Origin of the sequence: Nocardia sp. NBC_01503 (genome assembly GCF_036327755.1) — a bacterium.
Taxonomy (GTDB): Bacteria; Actinomycetota; Actinomycetes; order Mycobacteriales; family Mycobacteriaceae; genus Nocardia.
The window spans coordinates 3,495,665-3,520,542 of record NZ_CP109596.1; the positions used below are offsets into that span (position 1 = coordinate 3,495,665).

Annotated in this window: 28 protein-coding genes; 17 read left to right on the forward strand and 11 right to left on the reverse strand. The window is 66.7% G+C overall.

The window, feature by feature from the left end; all coding sequences use genetic code 11:
* The first annotated feature begins 21 nt into the window (after nucleotides 1-21).
* The 3 genes from mrf to rpmF are packed head-to-tail and all read left to right on the forward strand — an operon-like array spanning nucleotide 22 to nucleotide 1,814.
* Complete coding sequence (mrf, locus tag OHB26_RS15525; protein ID WP_330184867.1) at nucleotides 22-1,356, forward strand: ribosome hibernation factor-recruiting GTPase MRF; 1,335 nt, start codon at nucleotides 22-24, stop codon at nucleotides 1,354-1,356.
* 4 nt (nucleotides 1,357-1,360) lie between these two features.
* Nucleotides 1,361-1,639 (forward strand): type B 50S ribosomal protein L31, encoded by a 279-nt coding sequence (locus OHB26_RS15530; protein WP_330184868.1) that lies wholly within the window; start codon nucleotides 1,361-1,363, stop codon nucleotides 1,637-1,639.
* A gap of 1 nt (nucleotide 1,640) precedes the next feature.
* Nucleotides 1,641-1,814 carry a 50S ribosomal protein L32 gene (gene rpmF / locus OHB26_RS15535; RefSeq protein WP_330184869.1) on the forward strand — a complete coding sequence of 58 codons (174 nt, stop codon included), beginning with the start codon at nucleotides 1,641-1,643 and terminating at the stop codon, nucleotides 1,812-1,814.
* A 58-nt stretch (nucleotides 1,815-1,872) separates the two neighbouring features.
* Here the strand turns inward: rpmF and OHB26_RS15540 are convergent, their stop codons facing one another.
* Together OHB26_RS15540 and OHB26_RS15545 are read right to left on the reverse strand one after the other, a co-directional pair.
* Nucleotides 1,873-2,097 carry a hypothetical protein gene (locus OHB26_RS15540; RefSeq protein WP_330184870.1) on the reverse strand — a complete coding sequence of 75 codons (225 nt, stop codon included), beginning with the start codon at nucleotides 2,095-2,097 and terminating at the stop codon, nucleotides 1,873-1,875.
* Between the two features lie 267 nt (nucleotides 2,098-2,364).
* On the reverse strand, nucleotides 2,365-3,393 hold the full coding sequence (locus OHB26_RS15545; RefSeq protein WP_330184871.1) for a DUF1906 domain-containing protein: 1,029 nt from the start codon (nucleotides 3,391-3,393) through the stop codon (nucleotides 2,365-2,367).
* Nucleotides 3,394-3,572: 179 nt separating this feature from the next.
* Between OHB26_RS15545 and OHB26_RS15550 the strand changes: the two genes are divergently transcribed.
* The 3 genes from OHB26_RS15550 to OHB26_RS15560 all read left to right on the forward strand — a co-directional run bounded on the left by OHB26_RS15550 (nucleotide 3,573) and on the right by OHB26_RS15560 (nucleotide 5,948).
* Nucleotides 3,573-4,379: a VOC family protein gene (locus OHB26_RS15550; protein WP_330184872.1), complete on the forward strand. Its 807-nt coding sequence runs from the start codon at nucleotides 3,573-3,575 to the stop codon at nucleotides 4,377-4,379.
* Nucleotides 4,380-4,496: 117 nt separating this feature from the next.
* Nucleotides 4,497-4,706, forward strand: a complete 210-nt coding sequence (locus OHB26_RS15555) for a ferredoxin (protein WP_442942953.1) — start codon at nucleotides 4,497-4,499, stop codon at nucleotides 4,704-4,706.
* 9 nt (nucleotides 4,707-4,715) lie between these two features.
* A complete protein-coding gene (locus tag OHB26_RS15560; protein WP_330184873.1) occupies nucleotides 4,716-5,948 on the forward strand; it encodes a cytochrome P450 in 1,233 nt (410 codons plus the stop codon).
* Between the two features lie 83 nt (nucleotides 5,949-6,031).
* Here OHB26_RS15560 and OHB26_RS15565 read toward each other — a convergent pair whose 3' ends face one another.
* From OHB26_RS15565 to OHB26_RS15585, 5 genes are read right to left on the reverse strand one after another with little or no spacing between them, the layout of a single operon-like run.
* Nucleotides 6,032-6,850 (reverse strand): hypothetical protein, encoded by an 819-nt coding sequence (locus OHB26_RS15565; RefSeq protein ID WP_330184874.1) that lies wholly within the window; start codon nucleotides 6,848-6,850, stop codon nucleotides 6,032-6,034.
* 49 nt (nucleotides 6,851-6,899) lie between these two features.
* A complete protein-coding gene (locus OHB26_RS15570; protein ID WP_330184875.1) occupies nucleotides 6,900-7,613 on the reverse strand; it encodes a GTP-binding protein in 714 nt (237 codons plus the stop codon).
* Complete coding sequence (locus OHB26_RS15575; protein ID WP_330184876.1) at nucleotides 7,594-7,971, reverse strand: DUF742 domain-containing protein; 378 nt, start codon at nucleotides 7,969-7,971, stop codon at nucleotides 7,594-7,596. Before OHB26_RS15575 ends, OHB26_RS15570 begins: the two co-directional genes overlap by 20 nt.
* A 10-nt stretch (nucleotides 7,972-7,981) precedes the next feature.
* Entirely contained in the window at nucleotides 7,982-8,389 is a 408-nt protein-coding gene (locus OHB26_RS15580; RefSeq protein WP_067572715.1) for a roadblock/LC7 domain-containing protein, read from the reverse strand.
* The gene (locus tag OHB26_RS15585; protein ID WP_330184877.1) at nucleotides 8,386-11,358 is read right to left on the reverse strand and encodes a HAMP domain-containing sensor histidine kinase; all 2,973 of its coding nucleotides are present in this window, start codon (nucleotides 11,356-11,358) and stop codon (nucleotides 8,386-8,388) included. The genes OHB26_RS15580 and OHB26_RS15585 overlap by 4 nt, the downstream gene beginning before the upstream one ends.
* Nucleotides 11,359-11,660: 302 nt before the next feature.
* Between OHB26_RS15585 and OHB26_RS15590 the strand changes: the two genes are divergently transcribed.
* The 9 genes from OHB26_RS15590 (at nucleotide 11,661) to OHB26_RS15630 (ending at nucleotide 20,000) form a co-directional block, all read left to right on the forward strand.
* Entirely contained in the window at nucleotides 11,661-12,353 is a 693-nt protein-coding gene (locus OHB26_RS15590; protein WP_330185656.1) for a response regulator transcription factor, read from the forward strand.
* 74 nt (nucleotides 12,354-12,427) lie between these two features.
* On the forward strand, nucleotides 12,428-13,819 hold the full coding sequence (locus tag OHB26_RS15595; protein WP_330185657.1) for a HAMP domain-containing sensor histidine kinase: 1,392 nt from the start codon (nucleotides 12,428-12,430) through the stop codon (nucleotides 13,817-13,819).
* A gap of 429 nt (nucleotides 13,820-14,248) precedes the next feature.
* Entirely contained in the window at nucleotides 14,249-15,670 is a 1,422-nt protein-coding gene (locus tag OHB26_RS15600) for a S1C family serine protease (RefSeq protein WP_442943016.1), read from the forward strand.
* Between the two features lie 89 nt (nucleotides 15,671-15,759).
* The gene (locus OHB26_RS15605; RefSeq protein WP_442943017.1) at nucleotides 15,760-16,305 is read left to right on the forward strand and encodes a MogA/MoaB family molybdenum cofactor biosynthesis protein; all 546 of its coding nucleotides are present in this window, start codon (nucleotides 15,760-15,762) and stop codon (nucleotides 16,303-16,305) included.
* Nucleotides 16,302-16,526: a hypothetical protein gene (locus OHB26_RS15610; protein WP_330184878.1), complete on the forward strand. Its 225-nt coding sequence runs from the start codon at nucleotides 16,302-16,304 to the stop codon at nucleotides 16,524-16,526. Before OHB26_RS15605 ends, OHB26_RS15610 begins: the two co-directional genes overlap by 4 nt.
* A gap of 316 nt (nucleotides 16,527-16,842) precedes the next feature.
* Entirely contained in the window at nucleotides 16,843-17,523 is a 681-nt protein-coding gene (locus OHB26_RS15615; RefSeq protein ID WP_330184879.1) for an MspA family porin, read from the forward strand.
* Between the two features lie 65 nt (nucleotides 17,524-17,588).
* A complete protein-coding gene (locus tag OHB26_RS15620; RefSeq protein ID WP_330184880.1) occupies nucleotides 17,589-18,260 on the forward strand; it encodes an MspA family porin in 672 nt (223 codons plus the stop codon).
* 308 nt (nucleotides 18,261-18,568) lie between these two features.
* Nucleotides 18,569-19,249, forward strand: a complete 681-nt coding sequence (locus OHB26_RS15625; protein WP_330184881.1) for an MspA family porin — start codon at nucleotides 18,569-18,571, stop codon at nucleotides 19,247-19,249.
* Nucleotides 19,250-19,313: 64 nt separating this feature from the next.
* The gene (locus OHB26_RS15630) at nucleotides 19,314-20,000 is read left to right on the forward strand and encodes an MspA family porin (protein ID WP_330184882.1); all 687 of its coding nucleotides are present in this window, start codon (nucleotides 19,314-19,316) and stop codon (nucleotides 19,998-20,000) included.
* A gap of 59 nt (nucleotides 20,001-20,059) precedes the next feature.
* Here the strand turns inward: OHB26_RS15630 and mscL are convergent, their stop codons facing one another.
* From mscL to OHB26_RS15650, 4 genes are all read right to left on the reverse strand, one after another.
* Nucleotides 20,060-20,467 carry a large conductance mechanosensitive channel protein MscL gene (gene mscL, locus OHB26_RS15635; protein WP_330184883.1) on the reverse strand — a complete coding sequence of 136 codons (408 nt, stop codon included), beginning with the start codon at nucleotides 20,465-20,467 and terminating at the stop codon, nucleotides 20,060-20,062.
* A gap of 80 nt (nucleotides 20,468-20,547) precedes the next feature.
* Complete coding sequence (locus OHB26_RS15640; RefSeq protein ID WP_330184884.1) at nucleotides 20,548-21,225, reverse strand: SAF domain-containing protein; 678 nt, start codon at nucleotides 21,223-21,225, stop codon at nucleotides 20,548-20,550.
* A gap of 89 nt (nucleotides 21,226-21,314) precedes the next feature.
* Nucleotides 21,315-21,650, reverse strand: a complete 336-nt coding sequence (locus OHB26_RS15645) for an FmdB family zinc ribbon protein (RefSeq protein WP_330184885.1) — start codon at nucleotides 21,648-21,650, stop codon at nucleotides 21,315-21,317.
* An 85-nt stretch (nucleotides 21,651-21,735) separates the two neighbouring features.
* Nucleotides 21,736-22,347, reverse strand: coding sequence for a 5-formyltetrahydrofolate cyclo-ligase (locus OHB26_RS15650; RefSeq protein ID WP_330185660.1), 612 nt, complete (start codon nucleotides 22,345-22,347; stop codon nucleotides 21,736-21,738).
* A 255-nt stretch (nucleotides 22,348-22,602) separates the two neighbouring features.
* Here OHB26_RS15650 and OHB26_RS15655 point away from each other — a divergent pair, with 255 nt between their 5' ends.
* Complete coding sequence (locus OHB26_RS15655) at nucleotides 22,603-23,556, forward strand: UTP--glucose-1-phosphate uridylyltransferase (RefSeq protein WP_330184886.1); 954 nt, start codon at nucleotides 22,603-22,605, stop codon at nucleotides 23,554-23,556.
* 52 nt (nucleotides 23,557-23,608) lie between these two features.
* Nucleotides 23,609-24,868, forward strand: a complete 1,260-nt coding sequence (gene glp, locus OHB26_RS15660) for a molybdotransferase-like divisome protein Glp (protein WP_330184887.1) — start codon at nucleotides 23,609-23,611, stop codon at nucleotides 24,866-24,868.
* Nucleotides 24,869-24,878: the final 10 nt, after the last annotated feature.

Sequence of the window (24,878 nt, forward strand, 5' to 3'; positions counted from 1 at the left end):
TCGTTGTCGAAAGGGGATCCGGTGGATGACCGAACACCCGTGCTGGTGATCGCCGGTCTGCCCGGCCGCGCCGCCGAAGGCGTACTGCGCGCGGCCGAGCGGCTCGGCTCCGAGCTGGGCACCGTGGTGGTCCGGCATGACCTCGCCGAACTGCGCGAGGGTGTGGTGCGCCGGACCGTGCACACCACACCGCTGCTGTCCGGCCGGCCGGTTCGCGAGGAGGTGAACGTGCTCGAACTCGCGCACGGCTGCGTCTCGTGCACGCTGCGCGCGGATCTGCTGCCCTATCTCTGCGTACTGGCGCAACGTGATTCGGTGCGGCGCATTGTGCTCGCACTGGATCCGGCCTTCGAGGCCGAGGCGGTCTGCCAGGCCATTCGGGATGTGGTGGTGAGCGGGGTGCCGGGCCGGGTGGATGGTCCGGCCGGGCGCGCCGTGCGTATCGAGGCGGTGCTCACCTGTGTCGATGCCCGGGACTGGCTGGCCGACGCGACCGGTGACGACACCCTGGCCGAGCGCGGCCACGCCACCGCCGAGGATGATCGCACCGTGGCCCAACTGGCGGTCGGTCAGGTCGAATTCGCCGATGCCCTACTGGGTTTCGATGGTGGAGCCGATCCGGATATCCGCATGCGAACCGGTGCCGTGCTGGCTCGGCTGGCTCCGCGCGCACCGATCGCCTGGCTCGACGAGCCCGCCTCCCTCGGCGCGCACGCACACTCCGAAATGCTGCGCGCCGACGCGCTTTTCGGTCTGCTGGATCGGATTCCCGCCGATTCCCGTTGCGGTGCCGGCTTCGATCCGCATGCCTGCCTGCTGCGTGGCGAACCGCCGCTGGAGCCGGATTGCGGTGTGGCACTGGTGGAGTTCGACACCGACCGCCCCTTCCACCCGGACCGGCTGCACTCGGCGATCGACGTGCTGCTCGACGGCGTGGTGAGCGCGCGCGGCCGCATCTGGTTGGCGACGCAGCCGGATGAGGTGGTGTGGCTGGAGTCGGCGGGCGGTGGTCTGCGGATCGGTGGGGCCGGAAAATGGCTGGCCGCAATGGCTTCCGAGGAGATCGCGCAGGTCGATCCGGAGCGGCAGCTGATGGCGTCCCTGCGCTGGCATGAGCACTTCGGTGACCGGCACAGCTCGCTGGTGATTCTGGTGCACGAGGCCGATGCGCAGGAGATCCGGCATGCCCTGCACTGGGCACTGGTCGACGAGGACGAATTGCGGCAGGTGCGGTTCGCCCCGGAGCGGGTGGCCGAGTGGGGTGATCCGTTCGGTGATCAACACGAGGAGCCCTGTGACACAACAAAATCCACGCCGGTGATCGGCGACGGCGGTTCCCGGCAACAGGAAAGGTGATGTGATGAAGGCAGGAATCCATCCCGACTACCATCCGGTGGTCTTCGAGGACGCGGGCACCGGAAAGCGTTTTCTGACCCGCTCCACCGCGACCTCGGATCGCACGATCGAATGGACGGACGGTAATTCATATCCGCTCATGGTGGTCGATGTGACCTCGGATTCGCATCCGTTCTGGACGGGTTCACAGCGAGTCCTCGATACCGCGGGTCGCGTGGAGAAGTTCGAACGCCGCTATGGCAAACGCGTACGCGGCAATTCCATCGTGCAAGAGGAGAATTGATATGGCGGTGCCCAAGCGTCGAATATCGCGTTCGAATACCCGTAGTAGGCGTTCACAGTGGAAAGCTACTGCGCCCGATCTGATTTCGATCAAGGTCGGTGGCGTGGAGTATCGGATTCCGCGTAGGCTGTCGCGCGCGGTGCGGCGCGGGCTGTTGGATCCCGCGAAACTCTGATTCCGAACACGACGACGCCGGGTGCTCATTCGAGCGCCCGGCGTCGGTTGTCGCGGTGTCAGCCTTCCTTGGCTGCGAGCTCCACCAGCGTGGCGGCGAGCCGGAAGAACTTATTGTTGCCCAGGTCGGCAATGGTCTTGACGCCGAGGGCTTCCAGCAGCTGAGTGTCATGCTTCTCGGTCAGTCCGGCGAGTGCGGACGGTGGCGCGGACAGGATCTCCTTGACGGACTTGTCTTCGTAGGCCTTGTCGAGAACTTTGTCGAGTACCACGTTGACGGCCATGAAGCCTCCTTCGGTAGAACACGAGCGGACTCCGCCGACGATAGTGGGAATGTCGCTGCGCCACCATAGATCTGCGTCCGTTGTCGTGCAGGAAGGGCTCTCGGACTTTGTGGGTGCTTCCAAAAAGTCTTCTCAAAGTTGTGAATCCGTGCCCTGGCGGCGGTATCCTCGTGGCCGAGGGCGGGTTCTTCTGACTACAGAAGAACCCGCTCATCGCCACTTTCGGGGCAGGTCACTTCCGTTGCGCGCCGGAACAATTCCGACAAATCAACCAATTTGGTTGTCTGCCGCGCCAATAGGACTTGGCGGAGTGGTGGATTGTCCGTTAGGTCCGCTCTGGGCGCTCTGTGGGATCTCACCCCAGCCGGGCAGCGGTACGGCGGGTAGCAGTTGTTCGAGCCGTCCCAATCCGGTGGCGAGGGCCAGTGCGGGCGCCTCGATGAGCGAGAGTGGGAACGGCCAGTTCAATCCGGAGAGCCGGGCCACCTCGCTGCTCAGCTCGGCGGTGGTGGCCTCCAGATCGCTGACTTCCGTGCGCAGTTCGTCGATCTTGGTGAGTGCGCTGGCCAATGCGTCGACCACGGTGAGGTGGTTTCCGGCGGGATCGTCGCCGAGCTGTGGCCAGCCCGCGAGACCGGGTCCGCGCAGCTGGATCTGGATGTCGCGGAGTATTTCGTCCTGTTCGGGAGTCAAGTCTTGTTCCTCCGGTTCAATGTCCCATTGGCCGAAATCCATATGGTCGGTTTCGTTTACATCGCATTCGACGCCGTCGATGACGACCTGCCGGCCGGTCTGAAAAAGCTGTGCGCGGGGTTCCCGATTGCCACCCGACCACGCGATGGTCTGCCACGCCCAGGTCGCCACCCCGGCGTCCAGAGCCCGGCTCAGCGGCCAATAGCCGCCGTAGATGCCGACATTCGCCCGCCCGAGCACCGAGGCCGCACCATCCAGATACGCGTTGATGGGCTCCTGCTGCGGTGGCGTGGCGTCGAAATCGGCGGAGAAGTAGATGGGGCGATCCGGGCGTCCGCCGCAGCGCAGCACGCGCGCCAGCCCCGCCCGCGCATCGGTGACGCCCGCCCCGTAGCCGTCGAGCATGCGGGCGGCGGTGGTCTCCCAATTGGACACGATCGAAATATTGTGTGCGCGCAGATCGTCCGCCTCGGCAGGGGTCAGGATCTTGCCGGGCAGTGCCGCGCCGCCTTCGGAAAGATACCGGACCACGAAGTCGAAACCGGCCGCTCGGATCGCACTTGCGGCGGGACGGCCCGCCGCGTAATCCAGCCCGAAACGCATGGCATTCACTGTAATTCGCGGGACACGCCGAGAGTAGGCATTCGGTAAGTCGATCTACCCGACCTGATGAACTCCGGGAATTCTCCGGAGCGCAGTGGTTGACTGGGTGCGGCTGTGTGATGGGCGTCACTACAACCGCTATTGATTACTTTGCTGTACTTCAGAAACGGAGATGACCGATGCCTGTACGCGAGGAGGCGTGGCCCCCGGGCACGCCGTGCTGGGTCGACTGCCAGGTCGACGATCCGGCCAAGGCCGGTGAGTTCTACGCGGCACTGTTCGGCTGGGACGTGCTGGGCGGCGGGGAGGACACCGGGGGCTATCTGATGGCGTTCCGCGACGGGCAGCCCGTCGCGGGGATCGGCCCCAAGCCCGAGGTGGGGGTGCCCTCGGTCTGGACCACCTACTTCGCGGTCCTGGACGCCGACGCCAGCGCCGCGGCGGTGATCGCCGCCGGTGGCCGAATGCTGGTGCCGCCCTTCGATGTGATGGAGTTCGGCCGCATGTTCGTGGCCGCGGATGTCTCGGGTGCGCCGTTCGCGGTGTGGGAGGCGCGAGCGCACAATGGCGCGGCGGTGCACAACGAGCATGGCGCGTTCGCCTGGAACGATCTGCGCACCGGAACCTTCGACGCGGCAAAGACCTTCTACGCCAGTGTCTTCGGCTTCACTTTCGCCGAATTCGACGATGCGACCATGCGGTACGCCACACTGGTGCCGCCGGGTCACACCGATCCGGTGGGCGGTATCAATGACGACACCCGCAATGGCGCGGCGCCCGAGCAGCCGTACTGGCTCGCCTGGTTCCAGTTCGACGGTCTCGACGACGGTCTGAAGCGCGCGCAGGAGTTGGGTGCGACGGTGCTGCTGCCCGCGCAGGACGGTCCGTTCGGCCGGATGGCGATCCTGGCCGCACCGCAGGGGGAGTTGTTCGCCCTGCTCGATCCGAGCGAGACGATGGGGGAGATGCCCGTACCGAAGGGTTGATTCGGAGCCGCGTCCGTACGCGATGCCTGGTCCAGGCGGTGGTGTGCTGCTCACCGCCGCTCGGTCCGCATCGTGTGTTTTGTCGTGTTAGCATGCGGACGCATCAAAGTTGTTGTGGTGGGGTGGGTTTCGATGAGAGTTGTTGTTCAGCAAAGCAAGTGCATCGCCTCCGGCAATTGCGTGATGCGCGCAGGCCAGGTCTTCGATCAGCGTGATGATGACGGTCTCGTCATTCTGCTCGACGAGAATCCAGTCCCCGGGCACGCCGGCGCGGTGCGCCTGGCCGCCGAATTCTGTCCCGCGCAAGCAATTCAGATCGAGGAATGACGTATACCCATGTTCGAAGCAGTTGCCGACAGCACCTCCGACCTACCCGTTCATCCCGTGCGACGCTCGTCGGGTTGCCCGTTCTCCCCACCGCAGGCCGTTCGCGACCTCGCCGCCGCCGCACCGGTCTCCAAGGTGCAGATCTGGGACGGCCAGGAGGCGTGGCTGGTCACCGATTACACCGAGGCCCGCGCGCTCTTCGGTGACGCGCGGGTCAGCGTGGATGGTGCGCTGCCCGGTTTCCCGCACCTCAACGAGGGTATGAAGGCGCTGGCGGCGATGGCCCCGCGCACCATGTTCAATACCGACGGTGAGGAGCATGCCCGGTACCGCCGCATGCTGACCAAGCCGTTCATGATCAAGCGGCTGGACGCGCTGAAGCCGGTCATCCAGAAGTACATCGACGAGCACATCGACCTCATGCTCGACGGCGGCAACTCCGCCGATCTGGTGCAGGCGCTCGCGCTGCCGGTGCCCTCGCTGGCCATCTGCGAACTGCTCGGCGTCCCCTATGAGGATCACGCCTTCTTCCAGCGCAGTTCGGCTGTCGGCTTCAGTGGTGACACCTCCGCGGAGGAGCATCAGGAGGTCACCATCGGCCTGCTGCAGTATCTGATGAAGCTGCTCGACGCCAAGGCCGAGAGCCCGGCCGAGGACATGCTCTCGGATATGGCCGAACTGATTCGCGCCGGTGAGCTGCAGCCCTGGGAGGGTGCGCTGGAGGCGGTCGGCATGCTGGTGGCCGGGCATGAGACCACCGCGAATATGATCCCGCTCAGCGTGATGGCGCTGCTGGAGCGCCCCGACCAGCTGGCGCTGATCCGCGATACCGAGGATCCCAAGGTGCTCGGCAACGCGGTCGACGAGCTGATCCGCTATATGAGCATCGTGCAGACCGGTCAGCGCCGAATCGCGCTGGAGGATATCGAGATCGGCGATCTGACGGTGCGCGCGGGCGAGGGTCTCATCCTCGACATCCCGTCGGCGAACTGGAGCGCCGAGACTTTCGAGAATCCGGAGGTACTGGATCTGGAGCGCCCGAACGCGTATCTGCACTTGGGTTTCGGCTTCGGCCGGCACCAGTGCATCGGTTTGCAGCTGGCCCGCCTGGAGCTGGGGCTGGTGCTGCAGACGATCTTCCGCCGCCTGCCCGAACTGCGTCTGGCGGTCCCGGCCGAGCAGGTCGAGTTCAAGCTCGACTCGCTGGTGCACGGCGTACGCGCGCTTCCGGTCGAATGGTGAACTGAGGCCGGACGAAACGAAAGGGCCGGTGCCGCGCAATCCGCGGCACCGGCCCTTTCAGGTCTGTGATCGAACCTTCGGTATCAGCGCACCGACGCCTTCACCCGCCCGGACTTGCGCGATGCCACCGCCAGCGAAGGGCTGTGCGCGGTATCGGGTTCCACGGCCGCGGGCGCCTGCCGGGCCTCCCGCCGGTCGGGTGCGACCAGGATCGCGGTGATCGGGATGGTCAGCGACAGCGTGCCGATGATGAAGAACGGTACGAAGAAGTTGAACAGTTCATCGCCCTCCGGAATGGCGGCCGAGTTGTTCAGGTGCACCTGCAATCCGGTGAGCCCGGCGTAGTGCATACCGGTCACCATGACCGCGTAGGCCAGGGAGCCGACCATGAGCACCGGAACCGTCTTGGCCCACAGGCTGAACCACAGCATGAGCGCCGAGGCCACCGCCGCGATGACGTACACCGCGACAATGGAGACCAGGCTGCGATCGGTGCTGCCCTGCACCCGGATGGCGCTGAGCAGCAGCAGGTGCACGGTGCCGAGTCCGCCCGCCATCACCAGCGCGCCCGCGACCAGTCGAATCCAGTTCAGGGTCTTTCCGGCGATCACCAGCGAGATGAAGACGGTCAGCCCGGACAGCGCCGAGAAGAGCGTGGTCATGGTGCTGTCGTAACGCAGTGTGGTGCCTTTGACACCGAAGCCGAGCATGGAGACGAAGACCGAAAGCGCCACGCCGACACCGCCGATGGAGCTGGCAGCGACGAACAGCCAGAGCAGCCGGAAGCGCGCCGTCACCGATTTGGTGGATTGGCGGATGCATGCCAGGCCGCAGGAGGCACCGGCCACCGACACGATCAGTGCCAGACCGATGACCCAGTAGCCCATCGAGAAGTAGATCAACCCAGAACCCCTGCCTGCCTTCGTAATCGCCCGCGGTGTGCGCGAATGTCTACCCGCGCCGGGCGGTTTCGCGTTGTGCGGTCATCAGCCGTTCGATCGCGTACTCGGTGACCGCGGCCAGTGAGCGCCGCACCTCGCCCGGGTCACGGGCGTCGATGTCGACGATGGGTACGCCCTCGCGCACGCTGAGCGCCTCACGGAGTTCGGCGACGGGGAAGCGCGGCGCGTCCGGAAAACGGTTGACCGCGATGAGGAATGGCAGCTTCTTGGCCTCGAAGAAGTCGACGGCGGCGAAGCTGTCCTCGATGCGGCGGGTGTCGACCAGCACCACCGCGCCGATGGCGCCCTTGATGAGGTCGTCCCACATGAACCAGAACCGGCGCTGACCGGGTGTGCCGAACAGGTACAGCACCAGATTGCCGGGCAGGATGATGCGCCCGAAATCCATTGCCACCGTGGTGGTTTCCTTGCCGGGCGTGGCGGCGAGGTCGTCGACCCCGTCCGATACGGCCGTCACCATCGCCTCGGTGCGCAGCGGAACGATCTCCGATACCGCGCCGACGAAGGTGGTCTTGCCCGCGCCGAAACCGCCGGCCACCACGATCTTGGTGGAGGCGACGGTTCGGAACTCCTCGCCCGGGCGAGGCGGGTATTGCTGCGCTACAGCCGGATTCGCGAACTGACCCGGATACTGGGGCCCGCCGTTGGGATACTGCGGCGCACCCCCGTTGTAGCTCCCGCCGTCAAAGGGCGCGGAGTCCATGCAGGGTCCTCTCCATCAAAGAGCGGCGCTCGTCGTAGGTCGCCTGGTCGCTCAGGGTCGAATGCACGCGCAGGGTCCCGGCGACGACGAGATCACCGATCACGACCCGGATCATGCCCAGCGGCCGCTGCAGGTGCGCCGCGATCTCGGCCACCGACAGCCGTGCCGTACCCATCCGCAGGATTTCGGTGCGGATGTCACCGGCGGGCCAATCGAAATGGGCGGTGTAGGAAAGTGTTTCCACGACCGCCTCGAGCGGCAGATCCACTGCCGGTTCGGTGCGGCCGGAGGTCAGCGCGTATGGGCGGACCCGACTGGTGGGACGAGTGCCGCCGACGCCTCCGTTCGAAGTTGTCATCGGCGATCCATCACGCAGTACGGGCAGTGGCCTGCACCACCGACCCGACCCGGTCGACCAGCAGCGCCATCTCATAGCCGATCCGGCCGATGTCGTGCTGCTTATTGGCCAGCACCGCCAGGTGCGAACCATTGCCGACGCTCATGACGAGTAGATAGCCGCGCTGCATCTCCACGATGGACTGCATCACCTTGCCGCCGTCGAAAAGCTGTGCGGCACCGGCGGACAGGCTCGCCAGACCCGCGGTGACGGCGGCGAGCTGCTCACCCCGATCGCTCGGCAGGTGCGGGCTGGTCGCCTGCAGCAGGCCGTCGGCGGAGACCAGGACGGCGTGCGAGACGCCCGGCACCTCCCGGGTGAAACGGGTGACCAACCAGTTCAGGTTCTCATCGGTGGTGGTGCTCTGGGAGTCGGTCATACATGCCCTCCGTCTGTGTACTGCGAGTCTGCGCGTCCCGAACGGACGCCACTGAGATGCCTGGTAAGGCTGTTGCGGATCTCGTCCGGATTGCGTGCGCCCGCCTCGTCCTCCTGCGCCACCGCGCCGGGCACCAGCTGCGCGCCGGGCCGGCGGATGGGCAGTCCACCCTGAGTGCGGGAGTCGCTGGTCGGTGTGGCCGCTTCCTCGGCGGCGGCCCAGCCGGCATCCGAGGTCGAGGACCACTCCGCGGACGAATCCTGGCCACCGCCTGCGGGTTCCACCAGCCACTCGGACACCATGCGCTGGTAGATCGGGCTACCGGACATGACATTGTCGCGCTGCGCGGGGGCCGGCGCGGTGGGTTGCGGAGTCTGAACCTGCGGGGCCGGAGCCTGCGGGGCCTGCCCACGCTGCGGGAGCGCGGGAGCGGCGACGCTGCCGCTGTCCGAGCCGAAACCGTTGCCGGTATCCCCGCCGTAGCCATTGCCGTTCTCGGTGCGGCCGTTGCCGCCCGCACCGAAGCCATTGCCGTTGGAGCCGTTGCCGTTTCCATTGCCGCGATGGTCATCGCCGCTCAGGCCGTTACCGGCGTCATTGCCCGCACCGGTTCCGAAGGCGCTGTAGCCGTTCGAGAAGTAACTTCCGGTGTCGTCCGCGCCATTCTCCGAGCCGTATCCGTAACCACCGTCGGCCGGTGCGGGGCGCTGTACCTCCTGCGGCCGCTGCACCTCGTGCTGGCCGGTATCACCCCAGAAGTCCACGGGCGGCTGGGCGTTCGGCCCCACCACCTCGTAGGCCTGGGTCGGTGCCCCGCCGTCGGCGAAGGCGTCCACGAAATTGTCGGTGAACGGCACGTCACCGGTGAAGACCGGCTGTTCACCGGTGTCCGTACCCGGTGTCTTGCGCTGCGGCAGACCGGAACTGGTGACCCCGAAGCGACCGGTGGTGACGACCTCCGGCGGATTGGGCACCGGCATCAGCCGCGGCGGTGTGACCAACGGCTGCGGTGCGGAGGTGGGCAGCGAGGAGACCGGGGCGACCGCGGCCGGAGCCACGGGCAGGGCCGCGGTCGCCGGGTACTGCCCGGTGCCGGTGTCGCCGCCGCGTTCGGGTGCGGGCGAGACCAGGGTGCCCGGCAGGTGCACGCTGGCGGTGATGCCCGGCTGCTGCACCATGGCCGAGGTGCGGCGCAGGCTCACGGTGATGTTGTGCCGCTTGGCCAGTCGGCCGACGACGAACAGACCCATGCGGCGCGCGGTCTCGACATTGACCTCACCACCGGAGGCCAGGCGATCGTTGATGGACTGCAGGTCTTCGGCATTCATGCCCAAGCCCCGGTCGGTGATCTCGATGAGGTAGCCCCCGTCCACGGCGCGCGCCACCGAAACCGCCACCGGAGTGGACGGCGGGGAGTAGCGCAGCGCGTTGTCGATCAACTCGGCCAGCAGGTGTTCGATATCGACCGCGGGCTCTCCGGCGACGATGCCGTCGGGCACGGTGCCGATCTCGGCGCGCTGGTAATCCTCGACCTGCGAGACCGAGGACCACAGCATGTCCGAGAGCGGCACCGGCGCGAGATGGCCACGGCGCAGTGCGGTTCCGGCCAGCACCAGCAGGTTGTCGCCGTTACGGCGCATGCGGGTGGCGAGGTGGTCGAGGCGGAACAGGGACTGCAGGCGCTCGGAGTCGTCCTCGTCGCGCTCCAGCTCCTCGATCAGCGTCAGCTGCTGTTCGACGAGGGATTGGCTACGGCGGGAAAGGGTCTCGAACATATTGCCGATCTGCAGTCGCAGTCGGGCCTGTTCGGCGGCGAGGTGCAGCGCCTGGGTGTGGATATCGTCGACGGCTCGGGCGAGCTGTCCGATCTCCTCCGTGGTGTGCACATCGACCGGGGTGATCTCGGGGGTGACGCCACCGGCGCGCACCACCTCGAGCTCCTGCGGCAGATCGATGTGCGCGACCTGCAACGCATCTCGCCGCAGGCGGCGCACCGGCACGACCAGCGAGCGGGCCACGATCAGCGCGAGCGCGAGACCGGCGAGCAGCATGCCGATGACGACCGAGGTATCGCGCAGCACGGTATTGCGGGCGTCGGTGGTGAGTTCGCCCAGCTTGTCGTCCAGCATGGCGCCGATACCGTTGGCCTCGCGGCTGTACAGGTCCTGGCTGGTCTTGATCGATTCGGCCATGGCCGGGATCGCCATCGGATCGGGCGCGCCCTGGGACAGGATGCCGATACGCATACCGGCGGCGTCCTTGAGTCCGCTGTAGTTCTGCGCGGCCTCGGGAACCAGGCCCTTGTACACCTCGATCATGGTGATCTCGGCGCCCATGGCGGTCAGCAGCTGCGTCTTCATCGCCTCATTGGCGCCGATTCCCGGGGTGGCCAGCATGAGGCGTTCCTGGGTGAGCAGCCGGGCGGCGGTCATGACCGTGCCCTGCTGCAGGAAGAGTTGCTGCACACGCAGATCCGAGAGCGTCTGCGAGGTGGTCAGCGCGGCCTGCACCTTGGTGGAGACCGCACCGGACTGATCCGCGATCGACTGCGGTGAGCTGGTGTGCAGACCGTTGCGCATGTTCTTGGCGACGCCGATGGCGTCGGTCATGCCCTGGACGACGCTGGCCTCGACCCTGGAGGAGCGCAGCAGCGTCTCGAGATCGGCCACCGACTGATCGAACGTGGCGGTGGCCTTGTCCACGATGACGTTCGCGTCGGGGTTCCCCAAGCCCAGGATTGTCTGTACGGCGAGTTCCTCTGTGGCGGACTCGAATTTGATTGATGGGCCCATTACGGCGGCCTGTTCCGTACCGGCGCTCAGGTTGTTGATCGTTTGCAGCTCGGAGTTGATGCGCAGGACCGCGAAGGTCGAGGCGAGCAACACCGGGAGCACCAGAACGATGCCGACCTTGCGTGTGACGGGCCAGTTGGACAGGCTCAATTGCCAGGACCGGGGTGTCGCTTCCATCCCGCTTCCGTCGCCTCCGCTTTCACGAGTGACCCCCAGGTCGTATGCGGTTGTGCGACGTAGGGGTCTAACCCCGCGCGGAACCAACTAGAGGTCTTCTTTTCCGGCCTGCAACATACCGCGCGGGCTGTGTAACGGCAATTCGAGGAACTCGCTGTACACGACTCCGAATAGGATCGCGCGCAACGTATTTCGAATTCGCTTACCGGGCGGTAAGTAAAACGCGCTGGTCACCAGGCGATCCCGTCCGGCGTGTCGAAGCCGCCCTTCTCAGTCGCCTCTCAGTCGCTGTGGGCAGACTGGTGTCCATGCGCATTCTGGTAGTCGACGACGACCGCGCGGTCCGGGAATCGCTGCGTCGCTCGCTGACCTTCAACGGCTACACCGTCGACCTCGCCGTCGACGGTCTCGACGCCCTCGAGAAGACAACCAGTCAGCGGCCCGATGCCCTGGTACTCGACGTGATGATGCCTCGAATGGATGGGCTCGAGGTATGCCGGCGGCTCCGCAGCACCGGTGACGATCTGCCGATTCTGGTGCTCACGGCACGGGATTCGGTCTCCGAGCGCGTCGCCGGATTGGACGCCGGGGCCGATGACTATCTACCCAAGCCGTTCGCGCTCGAGGAGTTGCTGGCGCGACTACGCGCACTGCTGCGCCGCACCACGGTGGATCAGGGCGAGGTCTCCGAGACCATGACCTTCGCGGACCTGTCGCTGGACCCGGTCACCCGCGAGGTGCTGCGCGCCGAGCGCCCGATCAGCTTGACCCGCACCGAGTTCTCGCTGCTGGAGATGCTGATGGCCAATCCGCGCCGGGTGCTCACCCGCAGCCGCATTCTCGAAGAGGTGTGGGGCTACGACTTTCCCACCTCCGGTAACGCGCTCGAGGTGTACATCGGCTATCTGCGCCGCAAGACCGAGGCAGAGGGTGAGCCGCGACTCATCCACACCGTGCGTGGCGTCGGCTACGTACTGCGCGAGACCCCGCCGTAGGGTCCGGGCTCGTGGGCAGAACAGTTCCCCGGCGGCCGGTGGTCGCCGGGCTCGCCAAATCGCCGGAACCCGATATGCGCCCGCCGATGCCGCTCACGCGCTCGGTGTCGCTGCGCTGGCGGGTGACGCTGCTGGCCGCCTCGGTGGTGGCGGTCGCGGTGGCCTTCACCTCCATTGCCGCCTATGCGATGGTGGCGCGGTCGTTGTACGCCGATGTGGACGCGCAATTGAAGGCGCGCGCATCGCTGATGATCGACAACAACTTCGATTCACTGGGTTTCCAGTCCATCGTGCTGGCGGGCCTGTACTCCAATGACGTCGGCGTCGCGCTGATCTTCCCGGACCTGTCCCCGTATGTACCGCCGCAGACCACCAATCCGCCTGTGGGCAAGCAGGAATTGGCGGTGGCGCGCGGGGAGATCGGTTTCTCGTTGCGCACGGTCGACAATCAGCGCGTGCTGGCCCGGCGCACGCATTCGGGCTCCACCCTGGTGGTTTCGCAGCGACTGCAACCCACCCGGGAGGTGCTCGACCGGCTGGCCTGGCTGCTGTTCGTGGTCGGCGGTTGCGGCGTCATGCTGGCGGCGGCGGCCGGAACGGCGGTGGGGCGCACCGGTTTGCGGCCCATCGCGAGATTGACCGCGGCCACCGAACGGGTGGCCCGCACCGATGACCTGACACCCATTCCGGTGACCGGTGATGATGAACTCGCCCGGCTCACCGAGAGTTTCAACACCATGCTGCGCGCGCTCACCGAATCCCGGGAGCGGCAGCGCAGATTGGTGGCCGACGCCGGCCATGAGCTCAAGACGCCACTGACTTCATTGCGCACCAATATGGAGTTGCTCATCGCCTCATCGCGTCCGGGCGCACCGCGTATTCCGGATGAGGATATGGCCGAACTGCGCTCCGATGTCATGGCGCAGATCGAGGAATTGTCCACATTGGTGGGCGATCTGGTGGACCTGGCGCGTGAGGACGCACCCGAGACGGTCTACGAACAGGTCGATATCGGCGATGTGGTGGAGCGTGCCCTCGAACGCGCCCGGCGCCGCCGCACCGGCATCGAATTCGATGCTTCACTGCGGCCGTGGTTCGTCTACGGGCATGAGGCCGGGCTCGAACGCGCCATCCTCAACGTGCTCGACAATGCCGCCAAATGGAGTCCGGCGGGTGGTTCGGTGCGGGTCTCCATGCGCGAGAACGGGCGCGGTCTGCTCGAATTGGCGGTGGACGATGCCGGGCCGGGCATTCCGCCCAATGAACGCGATCTGGTGTTCGAGCGCTTCTACCGCACCACGGCCTCGCGCTCCATGCCCGGCTCCGGGCTGGGATTGGCGATCGTGAAGCAGGTGGTCACCAAGCACGGCGGCACCATCACCATCGACACTTCCGACCGGGGCGGCGCGCTGATCCGTATCGTTCTTCCTGGCGAAGGGAATCCCTTCGCGGGTGTAGAGCAGTAGCGAAGCGGAAAACGCTCCGGAAAAAGCAAGCGCGGTCTCAGTCCGCTCTCAGTCGTCACCGCCACGCTTGGCAACGAGACTCGAGGAGAAACGAGAAACATGACCGAGGATTCGAAGCGGGACCCCGAAGCCACTCCCGGCCCCGCCGCCGCGCAGCCCGATCCCCACGCTGCCGCGCAGTCGCCCGCCACCCCCGGCGTCCCCGCGACCCCGGCTCATGGTGAAACCCCCGCCCAGCCCGGAACGCCCACCCCGCCCAAATTCGGGATCGATACCCCCGCCGCCGAATCCACCGGTGGCCAATCCGCCGGCGCTCCGGGGCCCTCCGCGCCCCACGGCGATCCGCGTACCGAGTCGTTCGATGGTTTCGGTAGCGCTCCGGCGGGCCAGGCCGCCCCGGAAGGCTTTGCGGCCCCGCAGGGTTCGGCCATGCCGAGTGCCTGGGCGCGGTCGCACAGCGGGCCGCAGGGTCCGGCGCAGGGCTATCCGGCCCAGCCGCATGGCGCCCAGCCGTACGGCGGGCAGCCGTACGGCGCTGCCACACAACAGCTTCCAACCGGCGGGACCGAACAACTACCCGTCGGTCCGTATGGCCAGGCGTACGCGGCGTCGGGGGCCGGGTACGCCCAGGGCATGGGCGGCCAGCGACACACCGAGCCGATCTTCGGTGCGCCCGGTGGTCCGGGACAGCCGCCGATGGGACCGGGCGCGGGTTTCCCGGGTGAGCCCGGCGCGCCCAAGCGCTCCGGTAAGACCGGTCTGGTCGCCGGTGCGGTGGTGCTGGCACTGCTGAGCGGCGGTATCGGCGGCGCGGTCGGTGCCCTGGCCACCCGCGACGGCAATGGCGGCACGAGCATCACCAACGCACTCGACGCCCCCAAGCCGAATGTGAACACGGTGGCCAACGCCCCGGCCGGTTCGGTGCAGGCCGTCGCGCAGAAGGTGCTGCCGAGCGTGGTCATGATCCGCGTCGCGGGTCAGAAGGCCGAGGGCGAGGGCTCCGGTGTGGTGCTCTCCACCGACGGTCTGATCCTCACCAACAATCACGTGGTGAGCGGTGCGGGCCCGAACGCCACCATGGAGGTCGCCTTCAGTGACGGCACCACGGCGGCGGCGCAGCTGGTCGGCGCGGATCCGGTCTCGGACCTGGCGGTCGTGAAGGTGCCGAACAAGCAGGGGCTGAAGCCGATCGAGCTCGGCTCGTCGAGCGGTCTCCAGGTCGGTGAATCGGTGGTCGCGGTCGGTTCGCCGCTCGGGCTGGCGGGCACGGTGACCACGGGCATCGTCTCCTCGCTGAACCGTCCGGTCTCGACCAGCGGCGAGCCGGGTTCGCAGGGCACCGTCATCGATGCCATCCAGACCGATGCCGCCATCAATCCGGGCAATTCCGGTGGCGCACTGGTGGATATGAACGGCAAGCTGATCGGTATCAATACCGCCATCGCCACGCTCGGGGTCTCCGAGACCGCGGGTGGGCAGAGCGGCTCCATCGGCCTCGGCTTCGCCATTCCGGTGGATCAGGCCCGCCGGGTCGCCGATGAGTTGATCAAGAACGGTAAGGCCACCTACGCGCAGATCGGCGTGAAGGTGCGCGCGCAGGACGATGTCAACGGTGCTCGCGTGCTGGAGGTGACCGCGGACGGTCCGGCCGCCAAGGCGGGTATCCCCAACAATGTGATCGTCACCAAACTCGACGACCAGGTGATCGATTCGGGCAATGCCCTCATCGCGGCGGTGCGTTCGCACCGGCCGGGCGACAAGGTCAAGGTGACCTACACCGACGATCAGGGCAAGAATGCGAAGACCGTCGAGGTGACCCTCGGCGAGGCGGCGGCGGAGGGCGGTCGATGATGCGGCACGAAAGCGGACGAATTCCGACCCCCGCGATCCGGGTCACCCCGGACGGTGGCTGGGAGCTGTTGTCGGACAACGGCACTGTGATGTCGGGCGCAGCCGCCGGAGTGTCGGGCGCAGGCGCTACGGTTACCACCATGGAAATCGATGCCGCTGTGGCGGGCCGTGCTCTTGTCGTGGTCGTCGACGACCGAACCGCCCATGGCGGAGTGGATTCCTTCGGGCCGCTGGTCACCGAACTACTCACCGAGGCCGGCTTCCTGGTCGACGCTTCGGTCTCGGTGCAGGCCGATGAGGTCGAGATCCGCAATGCGCTCAATACCGCCGTCATCGGCGGTGTCGATCTGGTGATCTCGGTCGGCGGCACCGGGATGTCCCCGCGTGATGTCACCCCGGAGGCCACCGAAGAGGTGCTCGATCGGGTGCTGCCCGGTATCAGCGAGGCGCTGCGCGCCTCCGGTCTGGCCTCGGGTTCGCTGGACGCGGGGCTGTCCCGCGGGCTGGCGGGTGTCTCCGGTTCGACCCTGGTGGTGAACCTGCCGGGTTCGCGGGCCGCGATCCGCGACGGTATGGCCACGCTCGGCCCGCTGGCCAGCCGGGTCATCGATGAATTGTCCGGCCTCGCTGAATGACGGCTGAATCCGGCGAATCCCAGGATTCCTCCGACGCACCCCGCCCGGCCGGTCGCCGGGCGGGGTCTCGTCGTATTTCGGCCGCGGACGCGGCCAAGCTAGCGGCCATCTTCGGCGAGGATCTGCCCGCCACCACCAAAGACGAGCGCGCCCCCGAACCGGATTCGGGGCAGTCGGGCGACGACTGGTTGCGCTCGCAGGTGCCGCCGCATCACGGCTGAATTCACTCGCGATTCGGCTGAGCGCGCTCACTGTTGAGTGTGCTCACAATCGCATTCCCGCGTAGTGCGCGCGGCATTCTCCCCGCTCGGCGGTGGATATCACATTCGCGTCGGTTCATCGCGGTATTCGCATGTTTATCAATCTGTTGCCAAATAGTTGCGGATGTGGCTAGTGTCTCGCTCGGGTCGATAAAGATACGCGTCCAAAGGGTTTGAGCAGACTGCTTGACATTTGCTCACTGGAATTGGATATGCGTGGCCCGGAGCCAGCTTCGGTGGTCGGAGCTGCATGCGAGAGAACCTGATGAGGGAACGAATGAGCGAGAACCGCACCAGCGGTGTCCGTCGCGCCGTCCGCATTGCGGGCATCGGCGCTGCTGCCTCCGTGGCGCTCGGTCTGATGTCGACCGGCGCGGCCAATGCCGATACCTTCGTGCCGTTGCCGGACGGTCAGAAGGTGGCTCCGGGTGGAGCCGTCACCATCACCCGCACGGGTGAGCACGCCCTGATCTCGCCGTCGCTGGCCGCCAATGGCGCGGGCCGCGTGGTGTGGGTCTCGGGCAACGCGGTCGCCGATGTCGCCGAAACTCCGGAGGGCACGGTCGGGCCGAACAATGGCGCCGCCAATCTGCCGGGTTCGAACAACTCCTCGACCCACGGCGCCTCGCGCCTCACCACCGGCTACATCGTCGGTTGCCAGGTCGATATCGCGAGCAACGCGATCTCAGCCGGTGTCTCGGGTGGCATCAATCTCAGCGGTGGCAGCCTCGGTGGCTCGGTCGGTCTGAACCTCGGCCCGGGTGAGGTCAAGTTCGTCGAGATCGACGCCAAGGACATCCTGAAGGCGGGCCACTACTCGGTCGAGTACCAGGACGCGCAGATCCAGGTGAACGGCTGTGCCGGTTACGCCCAGGCGCGCGCGTACACCGTCGTCGAGGTCATCGGCGACCACTACTCCAAGACCACCCTCTACGGGCAGCCGTTCAGCCTCGGCTGACGCTCCGTTCTGAACAGCAAATTCACTACTCGCGTAAGCGAATTCGACCCTAGAGGGATATACCAATGAACATCCGCAAGTCTGTGGCACGGGCGGCCGGTATCGCCGCCGTCGCCACCGCCGCGCTCGGCCTGTTCTCCACCGGCGCCGCCAATGCCGACACCTTCGTTCCGCTGCCCGGTGGCGAACTCACCAAGACGCTGTCCGATGGCACTGTCGTGACCGTTCGCATGGTCGGTGAATCGGCCAATATCAGCCCGTCCATGGGCGCCACTCCGGTGCACCGCAATGCCTGGGTCTCGGGCAGCGCGCAGGTCGAGCTGTCGGGTGCCAACGGCGCCGTCGGCGGCAAGATCTTCCCCGGTTACGTGGTGGGTTGCCAGGTCGACATCTCCGGTGGCGGCGCCACCGGAGGTGCCGAAGGCGGCGCCAACTGGGATGGTTCGAGCCCGTCGGCCGGCGCCACCAGTGGTGCCAACCTGACCCTCGGCCCCGGCCAGTCGCGCTCGTTCTACGTGCTCGATCTCGAGCAGGCCGATGACTTCGGCAGCGAGTCGCACAAGGTTCGCAATGCGTTCAAGGGCTCGAACGGCTCGGTCACCTGGGCCGACGAGACCATCGGTCTGACCGGTTGCGGCGGTTACGCCCAGGCACGCTCCTTCGTGAGCGTCGAGGTCGAGACCGACAACGTGATCTCCTGGGTGACCCTCTGGGGTCAGCCCTTCAGCCTCGGCTGATTCCTCCCGCTCCGCGGAAGGCCAAGGGACCCGGCGCTTTTAGCGCCGGGTCCCTTTTGCTATCCATAGCATTCTCGACATACATGCGGGATAGGCGCGGGACCTTGTGCGGTTGCACTGGATTCGGTTCTCTCACACCTCGCAGATCACAGTGGTGATGTAAAGTGCCCAGCGTCGCTACACATTAAGAATTTGTTAGCAGTAACACAGCGGCAACAATGTGGCGACAAACTTACCCGGGGTTCCCCAAGAGCCCTTTTCAACCTCGGTGGTCGAGGTTGACCGCAAGAAACCTGATGAGGGGAAGTATGAGCGAGAACCGCACCCACGGTCTGCGTCGTGGTGCCCGCATTGCGGGTATCGGCGCGGCCGCGGCCGTGGCCATCGGCCTTTTTTCGACTGGTGCTGCTAATGCCGATACCTTCGTACCGTTGCCGGACGGTCAGAAGGCTGCGCCCAGTGGGACTGTCACCATCACCCGTACGGGTGAGCACGCCATCATTTCGCCGTCGCTGGCTGCCAACGGTGTCGGTCGCGTTGTCTGGGTCACCGGCAACGCAGTCGCCGAAATCACCGAGACGCCCGAAGGCGAGATCGGTCCGAACAACGGTCCGGCCAATGGCGACGGGTCCAACAATTCCTCCACCCATGGCGCCTCTCAGTTGAGCACCGGTTACATCGTCGGCTGCCAGGTGAACATTGCCGACAATGCCATCACCGCAGGGCTTTCCGGCGGCATCAGCCTCACCGATGCCTCGCTCGGTGGCTCCATCGGCATCAATCTCGGCCCGGGCGAGGTCAAGTTCGTTCAGGTCGATTACAAGGATGTCCTGAAGCCGGGCACCTACTCGGTCGAGTACCAGGATGCTCAGATTCAACTCCAGGGTTGCGCGGGTTACGCCCAGGCGCGGTCGTACACCACCGTCGAGATCATCGGCAACAACTACTCCAAGACCACCCTGTACGGCCAGCCGTTCAGCATCGGCTGATAGTGGTCACCCCCGCCAAATCACTTCTCGCGCAAGCGAATTCAACCCTCGAGGGAAAACTGTAATGAACATCCGTAAGACTGTGGCGCGGGTGGCCGGTGTCGGCGCTGTCGCAACCGCCGCTCTTGGCCTGTTCTCCACCGGCGCTGCCAACGCCGATACGTTCGTCGGCCTGCCGGGCGGCGAACTCACCAAGACCCTGTCCGACGGCACCGTGGTGACGGTCAAGCTGGTCGGCGAATCCGCCAACATCAACCCCTCCATGGGTGCGACCCCGCTGCACCGCAATGCCTGGGTTTCGGCATCGGCGCAGGTCGAGCTGTCCGGCAATCCCGATTCGGGTGCCACCGGCGGCAGCATCTACCCGGGTTACGTGGTCGGCTGCCAGGTGAACATCGCCGGTGGTGACACCAGCGCCGGAGCAACCGGTGGCGCTTCCTGGGACAGCTCGGGCAATGTCACCCCGTCCGCCGGTGCCACCGGTGGCGGCAACCTGAATCTCGGTCCGGGCCAGGCGAAGTCGTTCTACGTGCTCGACCTGGAGCAGGCCGACGACTTCGGCTCCGAATCACACAAGGTCCGTAACAAGTTCAAGGGCGACAGCGGTTCGGTCACCTGGGCGGACGAGACCATCGGCCTGAACGGCTGCGCGGGCTACGCCCAGGCGCGTGCCTTCGTCAGCGTCGAGGTCGAGACCGACAATGTGATCACCTGGGTCACCCTGTGGGGCCAGCCGTTCTCGATCGGCTGATCTCGACAACGTAAGACGAACGGGCCCGGCGCATTTCGCGCCGGGCCCGTTCGTGTATTTCATATCTCGTGCCTGCCACCGGAACTGCCATTGCGCCCTTCGGCGAGCAGATCTCGAATCTGGTGCAGCAGTTCATTATCGGTGAGTGAGGCGTCGACATTGCCCCAGCGCGCCTTGGCCTTGGTGGCCGGGAGCACCAGGATGAAGTAGAGCAGGGCCGCGATGATGAGGAAGTCCAGCGCGGCGGTGATGATGGGTCCGATGGCGACGAAGGTCGCCGGTTTGTCCGCCACCAATTGGAATCCGAGCCCGAGTTCATTGGTGCCGCCGAACACCGCGAGCAGTGGATTGATGACCCCATTGCTGAACGCGGTGACAACGGCGACGAATGCGGTACCGATGACGACCGCGACGGCCAGGTCGACCACATTGCCGCGAAGCAGAAAATCCTTGAAACCCTTGAGCATTGCCGAAAACTCCTCTGCTTGATGGCGGGTGGAGCCTGCGTGATGCGCTATCGGGGATGCTAGTTCACCAATCGGCCGGGTCAGTGGAACACGACGGTGAGCGCCGTGCGCAGCGAGGCCGCGGCCACCGCGGTGGCGCGCCGGGAGTCCAGGGCCACCAGGACGATTCGATCGTCCTTGGCGCGGGTGCCGTCCGCGCCGGGGGCGAGGATGACGGCCGCGTCGGCGGCGAGTAGCCGGGCGGGTCGGCCACCGCCGCCGGACTCCTCGCCCGCGACCACGTCCACCCGGTCACCGGCGCGCAGGATATCGGCAACGGCATTGTCCGCCAGGCGAATCGGAACTATGCGGGCATCGGAGGAGTGTGCGGCGACGGCGGCCAGCCGGGGGCCGATGACGCGCAGTTCGGTGAGGATCTCGCCCGGGGCGACCGCGCCGGTGAGGGTGGCCCCGCGCAGTGCGCCGGGTTCGCGAATCGCGCCTTCGGGCAGTGCGGTGCTCTCGCGGGGTTCGATGCGCAGATCGTCCGCGGCGAGGATATGACCCGGTGGCAGTTCGCGAGTCGCGACCAGCACCGCGGTATGCCGATCGGCGGGATCGCCGCGCACCGCGAGTATCGCTGCCAGGACCAGTAGGAGTGCGGCCGAAATACGCCGCAGCAGTACGCCATCGGCCCAGTGCGGGCGCAGTTCGGTGAGTATCGAGTGGGAACCGCGGCCGAGATCGGCCTCTGGGCCGGTTGTGCGCGAACGGATCATGCCGGGCAGCCTAGGCACGGGCAGTGCTCAGCCGACCCCCGAAAGTGCTCGGAAAGGGTCGGCTGTGGATAACTCCGGGGCTGTGGATATCAGGCGGCGGAGGTGCTGTTCGAGCTGCTCGCGGTGCTCGAGGAGGTACCCGTGCTCGGGGTCGAGGGTGCGCTCGGGGTGGTCGAGCCGGACCCGTTCGAGCCGGAGCCGCCGTCCGAGCTGGCGGCCGACTTGGCGGGCTCGCTGGAGGTGGAGCCGTTGCGGCTGTCGGTGCGGTAGAAGCCGCTGCCCTTGAAGACGATGCCGACCGAGTTGAAGAGCTTGCGCAGCTTTCCATTGCACCGATCGCACACGGTCAGTGCGTCATCGGAGAAGGACTGCACGATGTCGAACTTGTTGTCGCACTCGGTGCAGGCGTACGAGTAAGTAGGCATCGGTGAAACCTCTCCACGGTATTCGTCGAGTTAGCACTCTACAGATGGCAGTGCCAACACTGCCAATCGGGTGGGAATTCCCGGGTCATTCGCCCAGCTCCAACAGTCCGCCGAACGGGGTCAGCGCCCATCCCATTCGATGGTCGTGCGACTCCGCCGGCAAATTGTCGACAACCTCATCGTCGCGCACCACCGCGACCAATCGGGCATCGGCGCGACTTGTGCCCAGACTGCGATCGTAATAACCCGCGCCGCGACCCAATCGAGTCCCGCGCCGATCCACCGCGAGCGCCGGAATGAGAATCACCTCGGCCAGTCCCAGCGCATCGGCGATCGGTTCGCCATCCGGTTCGCGCAGCCCGAATCGCCCGCGCCGCAAGCGCTCCGGCCCCCGGTATTCGGCCCACTCCAACGGACCCGGTTCCCCGGTCACCGGCAACAGCACCCGTGCACCCCGTGCCCGCAGTGCGTCGAGCATGGCGATCGATCCGGGTTCACCGCCGACGGGGACGTACGCGCACACCCACATCGTCTCCGCCACGCCCGGCGCCGCGCCCCGGACGGGCGGGGCGGGGAAGCGCCAGGGCAGTACCCCGATCTGCCGGATGAGCGCGTCGGCTTCGTGCTCCCTGGTTTCCGGTGCCAGCGCTTTGCGCCGCGCCAGGATCTCCGCGCGCCACGCTGCTTTATCCCACATGCCGGTCACTCGCCCACGATATGCGCCGCCGTACTCGTGCCCCGCACACCGGTGTGGCATGCGGCACTGTTCGCGGCGGCGGGCGTGGGTATGAAGTGGTGGAAGGGGCGTACGGATGCCTTACCGGTATGGCATCCGGTGGGCGCGCTCCGGCGTTCGGTGCGCTCGGCGCGGTCCGGACGCTTAGGCTCTCGGGGATGTCGGGGCGGTGATGAGGCCGCGCCGGCGCACCGGACGGATGGATAGGGTGAGTTCATGACAGCTAATGGCGGCGGAGCCGAGTCGTGCTTCCGCACCGCGGTGGTGCCCGCGGCGGGGCTCGGCACGAGGTTCCTGCCCGCGACCAAGACGGTGCCCAAGGAGCTGCTGCCGGTGGTCGACACCCCGGGCATCGAATTGGTCGCCGCCGAGGCGGCGGATTCCGGCGCCAGTCGGCTGGTGATCGTGACCTCGCCCGGAAAAGACGGCGTGGTAGCGCATTTCGTCGAGGATCTGGTGCTGGAGAGCACCCTCGAGGAGCGCGGTAAGCATCATCTGCTGGCCAAGGTGCGCAAGGCCCCGGCACTGCTCGATGTCACCTCGGTGGTGCAGGAGGAGCCGCTCGGCCTGGGACATGCGGTGGCACAGGCGGAATCGGTGCTCGACGATGACGAGGACGCCATCGCGGTACTGCTCCCCGATGATCTGGTGCTGCCCAGCGGCGTGCTCTGCGCCATGGCGCGGGTGCGCGAGACCTACGGCGGTTCGGTGCTCTGCGCCATCGATGTGCCCGTGGAAGAGGTCAGCGCGTACGGCGTCTTCGATGTGGAGCCGCTGCCCGGTGCCAGCGCGGATGTGCTCAAAGTGAATGGCATGGTGGAGAAGCCGCCGCGGGATCAGGCCCCCTCCACTTTCGCGGCCGCGGGCCGATATCTGTTGGACCGCGACATCTTCGACGCGCTGCGCCGGATCACCCCGGGCGCGGGTGGCGAGTTGCAGTTGACCGATGCCATCGCGCTGCTCATCTCCGAGGGTCATCCCGTTCACGTTGTGGTGCACCGTGGGTCGCGACACGATCTGGGCAACCCGGGCGGCTATCTTCGTGCTGCGGTCGATTTCGCTTTGGAACGTGAGGAATACGGTCCCGCGCTGCGCGAGTGGCTCGAGCAGCGTCTCGGACCGGGCTGGCTGGGTGATCGCACCGAGCCGCAGCTCACCTCGCGCGAGTGAGAAAATGCCGCTGACGGGGTGTGGCTAGTGCGCGAGACCAGGGAAGGGCGGCATGCGCTCGGTTGAGGATCAGCAGATCAAGGTGACCGCGGCGGCTGTCGCGCCGCGGCCCGTTCGGGTCGCCATCTCCGAGGCCCAGGGACTGCTGTGCGCCGAGGATGTCGTCACCGAGCGGCCGCTGCCGGGCTTCGATCAGGCCGCTATCGACGGTTATGCCGTGCGCAGTGTGGATGTCTCCGGTGCGGGCGCGGATATTCGCGGTGAGGACGGCGAACCCGTCGAGCTGTCACTGCCGGTGGTGGGTGAGGTGGCGGCCGGTTCCCGGCAGCCGATTCGCCTGCAACCGCGTCAGACCGTGCGGGTGGATACCGGCGCACCGCTGCCGACCCTCGCGGATGCCGTTCTGCCGCTTGACTTCACCGATGGCGGCCGGGCCCGGGTGAAGGTGTACGAGCCGGTGCGCTCGGGCGATTACGTCCGCCGCATCGGCGATGATGTGCAGCCGGGCGATCTGGCCGTGCGCGCCGGGACGATCATCGGTCCCGCGCAGGTGGGTCTGCTGGCGGCGGTGGGCCGGGACAAGGTGCTGGTGCATCCGCGCCCCCGGCTGTCGGTGCTCTCGGTCGGCGGCGAACTGGTCGATATCGATCGCACCCCCGGGCCGGGTCAGGTCTACGACGTGAACTCGTACGCGCTGGCGGCCGCCGCACGCGATGCGGGCGCGGACGTGAACCGGGTCGGCATTGTCAGCGCCGATCCCAAACGCCTGCGAGATGTGGTGGAGGGCCAGCTGGTTCGCTCCGAGGTCGTGGTGATCGCGGGCGCGGTGGGCGGCTGGGCCTCGGAACAGATCCGCGAGGCCCTCGAGGGTCTCGGCGAGTTGGAGATCACCCGGGTCGCCATGCATCCGGGTTCGGTGCAGGGTTTCGGCCTGCTCGGCCGCGATGAGGTGCCGACCTTCCTGCTGCCGTCGAATCCGGTTGGCGCGCTGGTGGTTTTCGAGGTGATGGTGCGGCCGCTGATCCGAATCGCCCTGGGCCGCCGCCATCCCATGCGGCGGGTGGTGCGGGCGCGCACGATTCTGCCGATCGCCTCCATTCCGGGGCGGCGGGGTTATCTGCGCGCGCAGCTCATGCGTGATGAGCAGACCGGTGACTACCTGGTGCAGCCGTTGGGCGGGCCGAATGGCGCGTCCTCACATCTGCTGGCCACCATGGCCGAGGCGAACAGCCTGATTGTGATCGATCCGGATGTCACCGAGGTTCGTACCGGTGACGAGGTTCGGGTCGCCTTCCTCGCACAGCGAGGGTGAGGCGTTGGAC

Bases quoted from the DNA above. Each gene is read 5' to 3' on its own strand.
- OHB26_RS15530 (WP_330184868.1), top strand. From the start codon at position 1,361: ATGAAGGCAGGAATCCATCCCGACTACCATCCGGTGGTCTTCGAGGAC.
- rpmF (WP_330184869.1), top strand. From the start codon at position 1,641: ATGGCGGTGCCCAAGCGTCGAATATCGCGTTCGAATACCCGTAGTAGG.
- OHB26_RS15540 (WP_330184870.1), bottom strand. From the start codon at position 2,097: ATGGCCGTCAACGTGGTACTCGACAAAGTTCTCGACAAGGCCTACGAA.
- OHB26_RS15545 (WP_330184871.1), bottom strand. From the start codon at position 3,393: ATGCGTTTCGGGCTGGATTACGCGGCGGGCCGTCCCGCCGCAAGTGCG.
- OHB26_RS15550 (WP_330184872.1), top strand. From the start codon at position 3,573: ATGCCTGTACGCGAGGAGGCGTGGCCCCCGGGCACGCCGTGCTGGGTC.
- OHB26_RS15560 (WP_330184873.1), top strand. From the start codon at position 4,716: ATGTTCGAAGCAGTTGCCGACAGCACCTCCGACCTACCCGTTCATCCC.
- OHB26_RS15570 (WP_330184875.1), bottom strand. From the start codon at position 7,613: ATGGACTCCGCGCCCTTTGACGGCGGGAGCTACAACGGGGGTGCGCCG.
- OHB26_RS15575 (WP_330184876.1), bottom strand. From the start codon at position 7,971: ATGACAACTTCGAACGGAGGCGTCGGCGGCACTCGTCCCACCAGTCGG.
- OHB26_RS15580 (WP_067572715.1), bottom strand. From the start codon at position 8,389: ATGACCGACTCCCAGAGCACCACCACCGATGAGAACCTGAACTGGTTG.
- OHB26_RS15585 (WP_330184877.1), bottom strand. From the start codon at position 11,358: ATGGAAGCGACACCCCGGTCCTGGCAATTGAGCCTGTCCAACTGGCCC.
- OHB26_RS15595 (WP_330185657.1), top strand. From the start codon at position 12,428: ATGCGCCCGCCGATGCCGCTCACGCGCTCGGTGTCGCTGCGCTGGCGG.
- OHB26_RS15600 (WP_442943016.1), top strand. From the start codon at position 14,249: ATGCCGAGTGCCTGGGCGCGGTCGCACAGCGGGCCGCAGGGTCCGGCG.
- OHB26_RS15605 (WP_442943017.1), top strand. From the start codon at position 15,760: ATGTCGGGCGCAGCCGCCGGAGTGTCGGGCGCAGGCGCTACGGTTACC.
- OHB26_RS15610 (WP_330184878.1), top strand. From the start codon at position 16,302: ATGACGGCTGAATCCGGCGAATCCCAGGATTCCTCCGACGCACCCCGC.
- OHB26_RS15615 (WP_330184879.1), top strand. From the start codon at position 16,843: ATGAGCGAGAACCGCACCAGCGGTGTCCGTCGCGCCGTCCGCATTGCG.
- OHB26_RS15620 (WP_330184880.1), top strand. From the start codon at position 17,589: ATGAACATCCGCAAGTCTGTGGCACGGGCGGCCGGTATCGCCGCCGTC.
- OHB26_RS15625 (WP_330184881.1), top strand. From the start codon at position 18,569: ATGAGCGAGAACCGCACCCACGGTCTGCGTCGTGGTGCCCGCATTGCG.
- OHB26_RS15630 (WP_330184882.1), top strand. From the start codon at position 19,314: ATGAACATCCGTAAGACTGTGGCGCGGGTGGCCGGTGTCGGCGCTGTC.
- mscL (WP_330184883.1), bottom strand. From the start codon at position 20,467: ATGCTCAAGGGTTTCAAGGATTTTCTGCTTCGCGGCAATGTGGTCGAC.
- OHB26_RS15640 (WP_330184884.1), bottom strand. From the start codon at position 21,225: ATGATCCGTTCGCGCACAACCGGCCCAGAGGCCGATCTCGGCCGCGGT.
- OHB26_RS15645 (WP_330184885.1), bottom strand. From the start codon at position 21,650: ATGCCTACTTACTCGTACGCCTGCACCGAGTGCGACAACAAGTTCGAC.
- OHB26_RS15650 (WP_330185660.1), bottom strand. From the start codon at position 22,347: ATGTGGGATAAAGCAGCGTGGCGCGCGGAGATCCTGGCGCGGCGCAAA.
- OHB26_RS15655 (WP_330184886.1), top strand. From the start codon at position 22,603: ATGACAGCTAATGGCGGCGGAGCCGAGTCGTGCTTCCGCACCGCGGTG.
- glp (WP_330184887.1), top strand. From the start codon at position 23,609: ATGCGCTCGGTTGAGGATCAGCAGATCAAGGTGACCGCGGCGGCTGTC.